The organism is Streptomyces gossypii, from assembly GCF_025165795.1.
Taxonomy (GTDB): Bacteria; Actinomycetota; Actinomycetes; order Streptomycetales; family Streptomycetaceae; genus Streptomyces; species Streptomyces gossypii.
Genome location: NZ_JAJAGO010000021.1, coordinates 15,655 through 28,559, shown reverse-complemented (window position 1 = coordinate 28,559; position 12,905 = coordinate 15,655). Strand labels below are relative to the sequence as shown.

Here is a 12,905-nt window from a genome sequence, read left to right as displayed (position 1 = left end):
TCCCGGCGTGAGCCCCTGCGGCCTGTCGGGTAAGGGGGATTTGTCAGACAGCGCCCGGACAGGGCCTGGTGCTGCGCCGCGCTAGACCGGGGTTCCGGCGGTCGCTGCGGCTTCCGGGCTGCCCCGCAGTGCCGTCCCGCAGGCGAAACGCTGCAGCGGTTTCGCCTCGGGCCCGGCGGGGCCGCCGATGATCACTGAGCCGTCGTCGCCGGACGCGCCGCTCTCCGTGTAGGAGCAGACCAGCTGGGCCAGTGCGAAGGAAGGCAGGTCGTCCAGCGGTGTGTTCAGCCGGAGCGTGCCCTCGGGGTCGTCGTCCTCGCCCGGTGCGACCTCCAGATCGCGGGGCACCGCGCTCTCGAAACCCGCCGACTCCTCGTCGCCTCCGGGGTGCTCCTGGAGTTCGTCGAGCAGTGCGCGGGCGAACGCCATCCGGTTCTCCGGCAGCTGGACGGTGCGCTCCACCGGGGCGACTCGCGAGCCGCACACCAGGTAGACGCGCACGGTGGCGCCGTCCGGCACCGCCACCGTGTCACTGCCCGGTACGACACAGGCGACGCGGGAGGGCGCGGCCCCGGCGTCCACCGGGACGGGCGTCGAGCGGATACCGCAGCCGGATATCGCGGTGCCGACGGTGATCGCGCCTACGGCCAGCGCCGTGAGGCGCCTGCGGCGCGCACTCATCGTTCTTCCTCCCTGCCCTTCTCGTCTTCGCCCCTGCCGCGCTTCCGGCGGCGGCCCCATCGGCCGACCCCTCCGCCGCGCGCGCCGCCCGAGGCGGTTTTCTGACCGCGTCTGCCGCCGTCGCTGTCCGTGCCTCCGTCCGTGCCTCCGTCCGTGCCTCCGTCCGTGCCTCCGACTGCGCCGCCGTCCGGGCCGTCGTCCGGGTCCCGGTGCAGCCCGGAGTCCTGGTCCCGGTTCGTGCCCGCTGCGGCGAGCCCGCTGGCGTCGCGCGGCAGCCGCAGTGTGAACACCGCTCCGTTGGAGGCATCCGCGCTGTTGTGTGCGGTGATCTCGCCGCCGTGGATGTGCGCGTTCTCCAGGGCGATGGACAGCCCCAGTCCGCTGCCTTCCGAACGCGGTCGGGACGCACTCGCCTTGTAGAAGCGGTCGAAGACGTGCGGCAGCACGTCCTCAGGGATGCCTGGCCCGTGGTCAGCGACCTCGATCAGCAGTGCGTCGGTGCCGTCCGCCGCCCGCTCCGTCCGTACGGAGACCCGGACGGGAGACCCGCCGTGCTTCAGCGCGTTCCCGATCAGGTTCGCCAGGATCACGTCCAGGCGGCGGGGGTCGAGAGTCGCCACGATGCCCCGGTCCGCGTTCAGTTCCACCGCGTCGAGCCAGGCCCGCGCGTCTATGCAGGCCGTCACCTGGTCCGCGACGTCCACCGCGTCGACGACCAGCCGCGCCGTCCCCGCGTCGAAGCGGGTGACCTCCATCAGGTTCTCCACCAGGTCGCCCAGCCGCCGAGTCTCGCTCACCACCAGACCGACCGCGGGAGCGATCATCGGATCGAGGTTCTCCTGCTCCTCCTCCAGCACCTCGGTCACCGCGGAGATCGCGGTGAGCGGCGTGCGCAGTTCGTGCGACATGTCCGCGACGAACCGCCGCGAGGAGGACTCGCGCGCACTCAGCTCCGCGACCCGGCCCTCCAGCGATTCGGCGGTCCGGTTGAACGTACGGGAGAGCTCCGCCAGTTCGTCCGTGCCGGAGACCTTCAGGCGGGTGTCCAGCTTCCCCTCACCCAGTCGCCGGGCGGCGTCCGCGAGCCGCCGCACCGGCCGCAGCACGGTCGTCGCGGCGGCCTGCGCCAGCAGCATGGCGCCGATGAGCGCCAGCCCCGTCGCGATGCTCAGCGACCAGGCAAGAGAGTTGAGGTCGTCCCGCTCGGGGGACAGCGACTTGAGCATGTAGCCGGTGGGCGTGGGCTGCTCGCCGATGAGTTTGCCGCCGCCGACCAGCAGCGGCTCCTCGCCTCGGGTGATCCGCTGCCAGTAGAGGTGGTACGGGTGCTTGTTCCCCTTGCCGATCGCCCGCCGCTTGTCGACAACGTCGCGCAGCGCCTGCGGCACGTCCTCCATCGTGAAGGTGTGCGCGTTCGAGGCGACCGCGCAGCGTCCGCCGTCCCGGCCCTCGCCCAGCAGCACCACCTCATATCTCTGGGTGGTGTTGGCCATCCGCACCGCGGCCTCGCGCAGCTGGTCGCAGTCGAACCTGCGCGGCAGCTGACCGGCGTTGTCCTCCATGGACTTGCGGAAGTCGGCGAGCGCGGCGTTCTGCGTCCTGGTCAGTACGGCGTCGCGGTTGAGCCAGTAGGCGATGCCGGACGCCGACACCGCCGCCGTCAGCGCCACCAGTGCGAAGACGACGACGAGCCGAAGCCGCAGCGTGGGCAGTATGCCCGCCACCCGGTCACGTACCCGGCCGGGCGGGGCCTCGCTCACTGTGTGGTCCCGTTCACTTCTCCGGGTGCGTCACTCACGAGGGCGCGTCCAGCCGGTAGCCGACCCCGCGCACCGTACGGATCAGCGTCGGTGACGACGGCACGTCCTCGACCTTCGCCCGCAGCCGCTGCACACACGCGTCGACAAGCCGTGAGTCGCCGAGATAGTCGTGCTCCCAGACCAGCCGCAGCAACTGCTGCCGGGACAGCGCCTGGCCCGGCCGCCTGCTCAGCTCCAGCAGCAGCCGCAGCTCGGTGGGGGTCAGTTGCAGGTCGTCGCCGTTCTTGGTCACCGTCATCGCGGAACGGTCGATGACCAGCGAACCGAAGGACGCGGAATCGTTTGCCTCCCGCTCGCCGCGCCGCATCACCGCGCGGATGCGGGCGTCCAGCACCCTGCCCTGCACGGGCTTGACGACATAGTCGTCGGCGCCCGACTCCAGACCCACGACCACGTCGATGTCATCGCTGCGCGCGGTCAGCAGGATGATCGGCAACTGGTCGGTGCGCCGGATGCGTCGGCACACCTCGAATCCGTCGATGCCGGGCAGCATCACGTCCAGCACGATCAGGTCCGGACGCTGTTCGCGCAGCAGTTTGAGACCGTCCTCACCGGACGCGGCAGTCACCACGCGATGGCCCTGGCGGGTCAGGCTCATCTCCAGGGCGGTACGGACAGCGTCGTCATCCTCGATCAGCAACAGGAAAGCCACGCGCGCCATTCTGTCTTATGCCCCCCTCCGACTTCGACCGCCAGGGCGAGTCAGCCCTCACGCCGGGGCTGGAAGCGGGCTCCCCGGCCTGTGACAGCCCTGTGACAGATGGGGAACCCGGTGATGAAACTGGCCCGGCAACGTATTCATCAGCAAGCGGACGACGGGCAGGGTCCACGAGGGGGGCGCGAGATGAACACGCTGCACAGCACCACCACCAGCGCAGTTATTCACACGCGTCTGCACACCCCGGCGGTTCCCGCTCCACGGGTACCGTCCTGGGGAGAGCCCGCCGCCCGTGTTGCGGAGAAGTCCGGTGTTGTGGGCGGGCGGGGGTGCGCTCGCGGCACCGGGCGTAAAAGGCCATCGCATATTGCCGCGGTGGAGGGCCTCGCGGGGGAGGCCCAGGGGGGTTCCGGGGGGACGGGCGAGTACAGGGAGGACTCGGGGGAGGTACGCGACGACGCGGCGGAGGCGGAATTCACCGCCTATGTCCGCGACCGTCGCGCCTCCCTGTACGCCACCGCCTACCATCTGACCGGGGACCGCTTCGAGGCGGAGGATCTGCTCCAGAGCGCGCTGTTCTCCACATACCGCGCCTGGCACCGGATCACCGACAAGGCAGCAGTCGGGGGATACCTCCGGCGCACCATGACAAACCTGCACATCAGTGCCTGGCGTCGGCGCAAGCTGAACGAGTACCCGACGGAGGAACTGCCGGAGACGGCCTCCGCCGACCACGACGCCATGCGCGGCACCGAACTGCGCGCGGTCCTGTGGCAGGCACTCGCACGGCTCCCGGAGACGCAGCGCACGATGCTGGTGCTGCGCTACTACGAGGGCCGTACGGACCCGGAGATCGCAGACATACTGGACATCAGCGTCGGCACGGTCAAGAGCAGTATCTGGCGCTCGCTGCGCCGGCTGCGCGACGACGACGTACTCAGCTTCGGCGAGGACCGGCAGGAGTCCTTCGGCGAATTGGTCGCCTGAGCCCAGCGCCCCGCCGGGGAAACCGGCGGGGAGGGGCACAGGTTCGGGGGAGAGAACACGGGGGGAACGGGGAAACGGGGGAGCACGGGGGAAACGGGGAGCGGGGGAGCACGGGGGAGAGAGCAGCGGGTCCGGCCGACCGGGGGGTTCGGCGGGGCCCGCGTTCTCATGTCCTGCTGCGGCTCATGTCCTGCTGTGCAGCCGGGTGATCCGCCCCATCGCCTCGTCCCGCGCGCACGGGTGCGCGCCGAGCGCCCGGTGCCGCGCCACGATCGCGCCTTCCGCGCGCATCAGCCCCCAGCCCCGGCGTACGAGGAACGGCACGGGCTTCCGCCTCTCCCGTACGTCCCGCAGGAGGCGCCGCCGGAACGTCGTGAACGGCCGCCGCCCCCGCAGGCAGATCGTGTCCGCCAGCAGGCCCAGCTCCGCGCAGCGCGCGGCGATGTCCGCCGCGAAGACCCCTTCGGCGACGAACAGCGGCGCCCCGCCGAGCGCCAGTTCCACCTCGCCGGTACGGGCGCTGGTCCCGATGTCGTAGACCGGCACCGATGCCCGCCCGTACGCGCACAGCGTCCGTACGGCGGCAACGGCGGCCTCCGCGTCCCAGGAGCCCGGGGCGTCCCAGTCCGTGGCGCCGCCGGGGAGCACGGGAAGCGTCGGATCGCCGCCCTCCTTGTAGAAGTCGTCCATCCGCAGCACGGGCAGCCCGGAGCGGGCGGCGAGCCGGGACTTGCCGGAGCCGGAGGGCCCCGTGAGGAGGACGACGCGGGCCGGGCCGCCGGGTGCGGTGTCGGCGGCCGGCGGGGCCGTGGTGGCGGTCTGGTCGCTGTGGGGGCGGGCGGCGCTTGGGTTCACGGGACACCATTCTTGCGCATCCGGTCGGCAATGCGCCCGCCCCGGTCAGCGGAGGACTACTGCCCGGAGAGCGGCTTGCCGCCCTCCAGCATGGTCTTGAGGGAGGAGAGGATCATGACCCAGCCGCCGCTGACGCCTTCCAGCATCTTGCTGTCCGCACTGTCGAACCCGTCGTGCGTGAGGGTCAGCTTGACGCCCAGCTCCGGCACCTCGGCCTCCTCGATGTCGAAGGTGACCCGCGACCGCTCCTTGCGCGCCTCCGCGAACTCCTCGTCCGTGAGCCCGAACATCTCCTGGTGCATCGGCTGGAGGGTGTGCCAGGTGTACGACAGCCGCTTGCCGGGCTCGGCCTCCAGCACCCGCTGGCCCAGCTCCTCGAACTCGCCGGCCGGATCGGACTTCCAGCGGACCGGCGTGCCCACCTCCCAGGTCGATTCGGGGCCGGTGTCCCCGAAGTAGATCCTGGTGAACCCGGGGTCGGTCAGGGCCTGGTAGAGCTTCGCGGCCGTGGTCTGGATGTAGGTGACGTAGACGAACTCGGGCTTGCTCATGGTCGTTCCTTCCAGTGAATGCTTCAGGGCGGCGAGCGCGTCCAGCCGTCCTCGCTCGTACTGGCCGATCCAGCGGTCCGCGATCTCATGAAGGGGCACGGGGTTGAGGTAGTGGAGCTTCCGGCGGCCGTGTCGCACGGAACTGACCAGATTGGCCCCCGCAAGCACCGCGAGGTGCTTGCTCACCGCCTGCCTGCTCATCTCCAGGCCCTCGCACAGCTCCCGCAGGCTCTGTCCGTTGCGCGCGTTGAGTCTGTCGAGCAGCCGCCTGCGGCTCGCATCGCCGAGTGCCTTGAACACCGCGTCCATGCTCCACCTCTCCTCTGCCAGATTGGCAACCAAGTGGTTGCCTGTCAAACGCCCCACCCGGACAGGGCCCGGGCCGTGGCCTTTGCTTGCGGTCAACAGCCGCCTCCTGCAAGCTCGTTCACGCCAGGTGACCAGCAATGTACGGGGGTGCCGTTACGGTGCGGATACAGATCGGCGTTCCGGGCGACGCGCTCGCCTCGTCCCAGCTCCACGCACACCTGCGACGCCACCCGGACACCCGCCGGCTGCCCCTGGAGCACCAGCTGCCCGCAGGCGGCACCAGCGAGATGGGAGCGCTCGACACGATCACCGCCGTACTCGACAGCGGGGTGGGCGTCGGCGGTCTGGCGGTGGCCCTCGCCGCCTGGCGCACCCAGCGCCGTGGCACCCGCGCCGAACGCACGCTCCGACTGGAGCGGGACGGCCAGGTGGTGACCCTCACCGGCTACACCCCGGAGGAGGCCGAACGTGTACTGCGCACCCTCGCCGCAGACCCGGCCCCGGCCCCGGCCCCCGAGCCCGACGGGGACGGACCCCGCCCGTGACCCTCCCCGACCCTGCCGCCTCCCGCGCCCTGCTCATCGGCGTCCACGAGTTCGCCCGGCTCGGCGACCTGCCCGCCGTACGGAACAACGCCCCGGCTCTGGAACGGCTGCTGACCACCCCCGCGGTCTCCGGCCTGCCGCCCGGCCACTGCCACGTCGTACAGCAGCCCACCGACCCCGGGGCGCTCGGCGACAACCTCTACGAGGTGGCCGAGGCCGCCACCGACACCCTGATCGTCTACTACTCGGGCCACGGCCTCGTCGGCGACGACGGCACCCTCCACCTCGCACTCCCCGACTCCTGGCCGGGCGGACGCTGGCACCGCTCGCTCCGCTACGACGTGGTCCGCGACGCCGTGGTCACCTCACCGGCCCGCCGCAAGGTCGTGATCATCGACTGCTGCTACAGCGGCCGGGCCCTGAACGCCTGGATGAGCGAGGGCACCACCGCCGCGCGCGTCGACATCGACAGCACCTTCGTGCTCACCGCCACTGCCGAGGACGTACAGGCGCTGTGCCCGGCCGACGAGGAGTACAGCGCGCTGACCGGCGAGCTGATCCGCGTCCTGGAGGGCGGTATCCCCGGCGGCCCGGCCGAACTGACGATGGAGGCCGTGCACGACCAGCTCTACACGGCGCTGCGCGACAAGGGCCGCCCGCTGCCGCAGCACGGCCCGCGCAACCGGGGCGCCAAGATCGTGCTGGCCGCCAACCCCGCACACAGGGGCCCGCCGCCTCCCGCGCCCCCGGCCCGGCGGGACACCCTGATCGCCGTCCCGGACGAACTGGTCGGCCGCGAGGCCGAGATCGACGCACTCACCCGGCAGACGACCGGGGAGCCTACGGGCGCCGGTGACGTCCCTGCCCGTATCTGCCTCGTGCACGGCATGGGCGGCGTCGGCAAGACCGCCCTGCTGCGCGAGACCGCCTCCCGCCTCGCCGAACGCTACCCCGACGCCCGCTTCGAGGTCGACCTCCAGGGCTGGACCCCCGGCAGCACGCCCCGCGACCCGCACCAGGTGCTCGGCGAGCTGCTCCAGCAGTGCGGCTACGAGCAGCTGCCCGCCGAACCGGCCGCCCGCGCCGAGGAGTGGCGCGGCTGGCTCTCGGGACGCAGCGTCCTGCTGATCCTCGACAACGCGCGCGACGCCGCCCAGGTCCGTCCGCTGCTCCCCGGCGCACGGGCCCACTGCCTCACCCTCATCGCCAGCCGAGATCGCCTCACCGGCCTCACCCGCCACGCGACGCATCTGCGAGAGCTCTCGGAGGAGGCGGCCGTGCAGCTGCTCTGGGAAGCCGGCGACAGGGGCCACGACCCGGCCACCCTGCGCCGGATCGCCCGGCTCTGCGGCTGCCTCCCGCTGGCCCTCCGCCCGGTCGGCGCCCTGCTGCGCGACACCCCGGCCGAAGTCCTGCTCTCCGCGATGAGCTCTCCGGACCCCCTGCGCCACATACCGGACGTGGGCGAGTCGGTACGGCTGGCCTTCGCCACCTCCTACGAACAGCTCCCCGAGGACCTGCGCAGCCTGCTGCGGCACTGCGCCTGGCACCCCGGCCCCGACTTCGGCCGGGGCTCCCTGGAGGCGATGACGGGCCTCCCGGAGGGTGTCGCGGGCATCGGCCTGGGCCAGCTCGTCCGCCGCAGCATGCTGCTGGCCGAGGACGACCGGCTGGCCTTCCACGACCTCTTCCTCGAACAGGCGCTGACCGCAGCCGCAGGCCAGCAGGCGCAGCTGCGTACGGCCGCCCGGTACCGCCTGTACGAACACCTGCTGACGCGGCTGGACTCCGCCCTGGACCTGCTCAGCGGCGGCGGTACGGCCGCGCGGGCCCGGCCGGGTGAGGCCCGGTTCGCCACCACGGAAGAGGCCATCCGCTGGCTGCGCCCGCACACCGCCGAACTCGAGGCCGCCGCGAAAGCCGCAGGCGCCGAACGCTGGGGGCGGGCCGCACAGTTCGCCGGGCAGGTGAACTGGTGGCTGCTGTACGAGGGGCAGACCTCGCGGGCCGAGTCGGTCTCCGAGGCCGCCCGGCTGTCAGCCGTCGCCCAGGGCAGCCTGCGGGGTGAGGCCCGCGCCCTGCGGAGCCTGGGCGAGGTGGCCCGCAGACAGTCGGACACCGACCTGGCCCAGCACCGGTACGCCGCCTCGCTGGACCTCTTCCGTCAGCTGGCAGACCCGGTGGGGCAGGGCGGCTGCCTCTGGGCCCTCAGCCAAGTGGCCTCCGTCCAGGGCTGGTACGAGGAAGCGTCGGAGCAGCTCGTCGAGGCACTGGCCCTGTACCGGGACATCGGCGACCGGACGGGGCAGGCGGACTCGCTGCGGGCGCTCGGCGGGCTGGCGCTGGCGGATGGTGCCCTGGTGCAGGCCGCCTGCCAGCTCGACGAGGCGCTCGACCTCTACGGCCGGATCGGCAACTCCTCCGGACAGGCCGACTGCCTCCTGTTGCTGGGCCATCTCGCCTCCGCACAGGAGGACGTCGACGCGGCGCTGCGCCACGGGCAGAAGTCCCTCGCCCTCTACCGCCAGCTGGCCAACCGCCTGGGCCAGGCGACCGCGTTGACGGGACTGGGCAGGCTGGCGCAGGAGGCGGGTGACCCTGACCGGGCCCGTGCCTTCCTGACCGAGGCGCACACCCTGGCGAAGGATTTCTTCCCGCCCGCCCACCCGACCCTGACCGACCTCCAGACCCAACTCGCCGCGCTGCCCTGACGCGGTGCGGTGCAGCGCCGCTCAGGCCCGCACCCGCGTCTCGTCCACCGGCCGCAGCTCGCACCGTCCGTCCACGCAGGTGCGCTCCAGCCGCCCGCGCGACAGGGTCTCCCGCAGCCCGAGAGCCCAGCAGGCCGGGCACCCGCGCAGCGCGACGAGACCGGCGGGGGCGAGCAGCAGGCTCCACGGACCGATCACCCCGAGCAGCACGACCGAACCGATCAGCGCCCCGAACCCCAGCGCACCGCGTACGAGATGCCGGGGCAGTGAGCTGCTCGCGAAGCTCTGTCCCTCACTCATCGTCTCCTGCCCTCCTCGTGCTCCTCGTGCTCCTCGCTCAGCGCCTGCTGGACGGACGCGCGTGCGCGGTGCAGCCGCGACTTCATCGCGGGCATGCTGAGGCCGAGCGCGTCGGCGGCCATCCGCCCGCTGCAGCCCTGCACGTCCCGCATGATCAGTACGCGCCGCTGTTCGGCGGGCAGCGCGGCGATCGCCCGCGCCACCCGTTCTGCTTCCAGCCGCAGCAGCGCCTCCTCCTCGGCCGACGGCACGGCGGTCCGCGCGGCGTCGGGCGCGGTGTCCGGCACCGGCGTGCGGTGGCGCAGGGCCACCCGGGAGCGCCGCAGACACTCGTTGCGCACGATCCGGAACATCCAGGAGGCGAGCGCCGCCGAGGCCCGCAGCGTCCCGATCTTCCGGTAGAGGATGATCAGCGCCTCCTGCGCCGCGTCCTCGGCGTCCTCCGGCGAGGCACACAGCGAGTACGCGAACCCTCGCACCTGCCGGTGCGAACCGGACACCAGCGCGGCGATCGACTCGACGTCGCCGCCCCGCGCCGCGACGACCAGCTCCTCACCGGGCCACAGCTTCTCAGCCACGGGCACGGGCCCGCCTCCGCAGCACCGCGACACTGCACATGCACACCAGCAACGCTCCGACGATGACGAGGGCACCTACGACCATGACAACCTCCCTTTTTGTCCCGGCGGTGTTGCCGGTATGGATATGAGAGGCCCGCACCCCGCCAAAGGATTCAGGACCGCTCGGGGGGATTCTGGCCGGCCCGCCAAGGTCACCGGCCGTCACTGATCCCGACGGCGCAGGAGGAGCAGGGCGATGTCATCGAGTGCGTGGCGGCTGGCGGGTGCCATCAGGGCGTCGGCGAGGGGAGCCAGGGCTGAGGTGTGGGGGTGGCGCTCGTCGGTCAGCCGGTAGAAGCGGCGGGAGAGGGCGTGTACCGCGTCCCCGATGTCCTCGCCCGGACGCTCCACGAGGCCGTCGGTGTAGAGGAGCAGCGTGGCACCCGGGGCCAACCGGTGCTCCGCGACGGGGTAGTTGTCCGCGAAACTGCCCAGCGGCAGCCCGCCGGGGATCTGGAGTTCGCGCACGCCGCCGCCCGGCTCGCGCAGCAGCGGCGGGAAGTGTCCGGCGCGGCCCGCGCGCAGCAGGCCGGTGGACAGGGTGACTTCGATGACCAGGCAGGTCGCGAAACGCTCTGTGTCCAGGTCGGCGAGGATCCGGCCGGCCCGGTGGAGCAGCGCGCCCGGTCCGACCCCTTCGGCCGCGTACGCCTGCATCGCGACCCGCAGGTGCCCCATGACCGCCGCCGCCTTCGCACTGTGCCCCTGCACGTCGCCGATGACCAGCATCACCCGGCCATGCGGCGCGGGCACCACGTCGTACCAGTCGCCGCCGACCTCCAAACCCTCGGAGCTGGGCAGATAGCGTACGGCGATGTCGACTTCCGGCAGTTCGGGAACGCGCCGGGGGAGCATCATCCGCTGAAGCTCCGTCAACTGCCGCCGTCGCTGGTCCAGTACGCGGGCCCTGCCCAGCGCCTGCGCCAGCACACCGGCTGCCGCGACGCACAGTGTCTTGTCGTCCTCGGTGAACACGTGCGGCTCGGAGAAGCTGATGGCGCAGACGCCGAGCCTGCCCTCGCCGGAGTCCAGCGGCAGGATCGCCCAGGCGTGCTGGCCGGGCAGCGGGGGGAACGCGTCACCCAGGTATTCCCGGTACGCCTGCCGGGTGGGGAGGAAGACCGGTTTCGTGAGGATCGCGTCCCAGAGCCGCTGGTCTTCGTGTGCCAGCTGGGCGCCCTCCTCGAGTGCCGCCAGCGCCTCGGCCGAGTAGCCGTGCGCGGCGGCGAACTCCAGCCATCGGCCCTCCCGCACGTACAGGATCAGGCGCCGGGCGCCGAGCGCCGGCAGGACTGCCTCCGCTGCCGTGTCCACCACCTCCTGGGTGGACAGCGCGCCCATGATGCCCCGCGTCACGGCGCGGATGAAGTCGCGGCGGGCGGCCTCCCGGGATTCGCGCAGGTGCTCCTGTGTATGGTCCTGGACGACGCCCACGATGCCGCTCGGCTCGCCCCGGTGGTTGGTGAAGACCCGCCCCTTGGCGCGTACCCACACCACGTGGTCCGGGTGCGCGATCCGGTAGGAGACGTCGAAGTCCCCGGATCGGATGCCGGCTTCCACCGCCTTCTCGACGCGCTCGCGGTCGTCCGGGCTCAGCGCTGCGAAGAACGACTCGATCTGCTCGTCGTAGAGCTGCGGGTCGAACCCGAACATCTGGCACAGCTTCTCGTCGCAGACCACCCGGCCGGAGGCGAAGTCCCAGTCGAAGAAGCCGATGTCCGCACCGGCGATGGCGAGCTGGAGCCGGGCGGCGCGGGAGCGGTCCTCGATCATCCGGACCGTCTGCCCCAGCTGCGGGTTCGTTGCGCCGCTGACCGGCTCGCCGTGTGCCAGCAGGTGTTCGAGCCGGTGGGCGCCGACACCGGTGAGCAGGTCCAGCAGGGACCGCTCGGCGTCGTCGGGCGCCCGGGGCCCGGTGCGGATCAGCACGGTGCCCAGGCAGCTGCCGTCGATCATCAGGGGCCAGCCCGCGAAGCCGACGTCGGGACGGAACGCCTCGATCTCCGGATAGCCGCCGTCGTACTGATCCGCTGTACCGAAGACGGGCCGTCGCTCCCGGAAGGGGCAGGCGGTCGGCAGCTCGGCCTCGGCGCTGATGGAGCGCATCTGTTCGAACTGCTCTTCGCTGTACCCCCGGCCGGTCGCCAGTCGCAGCCTGCCGTCGTCCTGGACCAGGTAGATCGCTCCGTGGGTGCTGCGGAGGGTGGCGAGGCAGTCGTCCAGCAACTCGTTGAGCAGTGCGGAGGTCTCCGTGTATGCCAGCAGTCGCACCGCCGCCCCGGCCCCGGCCGTCTCCCGGCCCACGCCCGACAGGGCATCGTCGGGAAGGGGACCGCTGGTGGCGGGCGGCTTGGCGACAGGAAGATCCATGAGCATCTCAAAGGTGGCGTCGTGGAACCAGCATAGTCACGTAATCAGGGCCTATCTGCATAAAGCATCACATACTGGAAGAGGCGTCAATGTCCGGGAGAAGCCACCGGACAGGCCCCTACGCGCGCTGCCCTACGCGCGCTGCCCTACGCGCGCTGCCCTACGCGCGCTGCCCTACGCGCGCTGCCCTACGCGCGCTGCCCGTACGGGTACGCCGCCAGGTACTCTGCGGCCGGGCCCGCATCCCGCACGGGCAGAGCGGGGTCGGCCTGCGCCGTCCGGGCGACGTCCCCGCAGCGGGCGAAGCGCACATCGCCCCGGCCCTGCGCGTACGCGACGAGGCGCCGCAGGGCGACGGCAGCTCCACGATCCGGCCCGCCGGGGTCTCCAGCGAGTACGGACGGTCGTGGCCCATGAGCGAGGAGTCGCAGCGCGGCCCGTGTGCGGCGACCGGCGGGTGCGTGGCGTACTACGGCCATCTGAAGGCCGCACTACGCC

General features: G+C 72.0%; 12 protein-coding genes. 3 read left to right on the top strand and 9 right to left on the bottom strand.

Annotated features, from left to right (window positions below; genetic code table 11):
• Positions 1 to 81: 81 nt before the first annotated feature.
• Genes LHJ74_RS31960 through afsQ1 form a run of 3 tightly spaced genes read right to left on the bottom strand, consistent with a single transcriptional unit; the run spans position 82 to position 3,153 of the window.
• Positions 82 to 681 carry a hypothetical protein gene (locus tag LHJ74_RS31960; RefSeq protein ID WP_260221795.1) on the bottom strand — a complete coding sequence of 200 codons (600 nt, stop codon included), beginning with the start codon at positions 679 to 681 and terminating at the stop codon, positions 82 to 84.
• Positions 678 to 2,441 (bottom strand): ATP-binding protein, encoded by a 1,764-nt coding sequence (locus tag LHJ74_RS31955; RefSeq protein ID WP_260221794.1) that lies wholly within the window; start codon positions 2,439 to 2,441, stop codon positions 678 to 680. The genes LHJ74_RS31960 and LHJ74_RS31955 overlap by 4 nt, the downstream gene beginning before the upstream one ends.
• A gap of 34 nt (positions 2,442 to 2,475) precedes the next feature.
• A complete protein-coding gene (gene afsQ1 / locus LHJ74_RS31950) occupies positions 2,476 to 3,153 on the bottom strand; it encodes a two-component system response regulator AfsQ1 (RefSeq protein WP_260221793.1) in 678 nt (225 codons plus the stop codon).
• Between the two features lie 192 nt (positions 3,154 to 3,345).
• Between afsQ1 and LHJ74_RS31945 the strand changes: the two genes are divergently transcribed.
• On the top strand, positions 3,346 to 4,146 hold the full coding sequence (locus LHJ74_RS31945) for a SigE family RNA polymerase sigma factor (protein ID WP_260221792.1): 801 nt from the start codon (positions 3,346 to 3,348) through the stop codon (positions 4,144 to 4,146).
• A gap of 183 nt (positions 4,147 to 4,329) precedes the next feature.
• On the opposite strand, the gene LHJ74_RS31940 is transcribed toward LHJ74_RS31945, so the two are convergent.
• Both LHJ74_RS31940 and LHJ74_RS31935 read right to left on the bottom strand, forming a co-directional pair.
• Complete coding sequence (locus LHJ74_RS31940) at positions 4,330 to 5,001, bottom strand: uridine kinase family protein (RefSeq protein ID WP_260221791.1); 672 nt, start codon at positions 4,999 to 5,001, stop codon at positions 4,330 to 4,332.
• 56 nt (positions 5,002 to 5,057) lie between these two features.
• Positions 5,058 to 5,861 carry an ArsR/SmtB family transcription factor gene (locus LHJ74_RS31935; RefSeq protein WP_260221790.1) on the bottom strand — a complete coding sequence of 268 codons (804 nt, stop codon included), beginning with the start codon at positions 5,859 to 5,861 and terminating at the stop codon, positions 5,058 to 5,060.
• Positions 5,862 to 6,019: 158 nt separating this feature from the next.
• Between LHJ74_RS31935 and LHJ74_RS31930 the strand changes: the two genes are divergently transcribed.
• A complete protein-coding gene (locus LHJ74_RS31930) occupies positions 6,020 to 6,406 on the top strand; it encodes an effector-associated constant component EACC1 (RefSeq protein WP_260221789.1) in 387 nt (128 codons plus the stop codon).
• Positions 6,403 to 9,117, top strand: coding sequence for a caspase, EACC1-associated type (locus tag LHJ74_RS31925; RefSeq protein WP_260221788.1), 2,715 nt, complete (start codon positions 6,403 to 6,405; stop codon positions 9,115 to 9,117). Before LHJ74_RS31930 ends, LHJ74_RS31925 begins: the two co-directional genes overlap by 4 nt.
• 21 nt (positions 9,118 to 9,138) lie before the next feature.
• Here the strand turns inward: LHJ74_RS31925 and LHJ74_RS31920 are convergent, their stop codons facing one another.
• From LHJ74_RS31920 to LHJ74_RS31905, 4 genes are all read right to left on the bottom strand, one after another.
• Positions 9,139 to 9,417, bottom strand: a complete 279-nt coding sequence (locus LHJ74_RS31920) for a hypothetical protein (protein WP_260221787.1) — start codon at positions 9,415 to 9,417, stop codon at positions 9,139 to 9,141.
• On the bottom strand, positions 9,414 to 9,995 hold the full coding sequence (locus LHJ74_RS31915) for an RNA polymerase sigma factor (RefSeq protein WP_260221786.1): 582 nt from the start codon (positions 9,993 to 9,995) through the stop codon (positions 9,414 to 9,416). Before LHJ74_RS31915 ends, LHJ74_RS31920 begins: the two co-directional genes overlap by 4 nt.
• Before the next feature lie 204 nt (positions 9,996 to 10,199).
• Entirely contained in the window at positions 10,200 to 12,407 is a 2,208-nt protein-coding gene (locus tag LHJ74_RS31910; RefSeq protein ID WP_260221785.1) for a SpoIIE family protein phosphatase, read from the bottom strand.
• 188 nt (positions 12,408 to 12,595) lie between these two features.
• On the bottom strand, positions 12,596 to 12,886 hold the full coding sequence (locus LHJ74_RS31905; RefSeq protein ID WP_260221784.1) for a hypothetical protein: 291 nt from the start codon (positions 12,884 to 12,886) through the stop codon (positions 12,596 to 12,598).
• Between the last annotated feature and the right edge of the window lie 19 nt (positions 12,887 to 12,905).

Bases quoted from the DNA above. Each gene is read 5' to 3' on its own strand.
- LHJ74_RS31960 (WP_260221795.1), bottom strand. From the start codon at position 681: ATGAGTGCGCGCCGCAGGCGCCTCACGGCGCTGGCCGTAGGCGCGATC.
- LHJ74_RS31945 (WP_260221792.1), top strand. From the start codon at position 3,346: ATGAACACGCTGCACAGCACCACCACCAGCGCAGTTATTCACACGCGT.
- LHJ74_RS31935 (WP_260221790.1), bottom strand. From the start codon at position 5,861: ATGGACGCGGTGTTCAAGGCACTCGGCGATGCGAGCCGCAGGCGGCTG.
- LHJ74_RS31920 (WP_260221787.1), bottom strand. From the start codon at position 9,417: ATGAGTGAGGGACAGAGCTTCGCGAGCAGCTCACTGCCCCGGCATCTC.
- LHJ74_RS31910 (WP_260221785.1), bottom strand. From the start codon at position 12,407: ATGGATCTTCCTGTCGCCAAGCCGCCCGCCACCAGCGGTCCCCTTCCC.
- LHJ74_RS31905 (WP_260221784.1), bottom strand. From the start codon at position 12,886: ATGGCCGTAGTACGCCACGCACCCGCCGGTCGCCGCACACGGGCCGCG.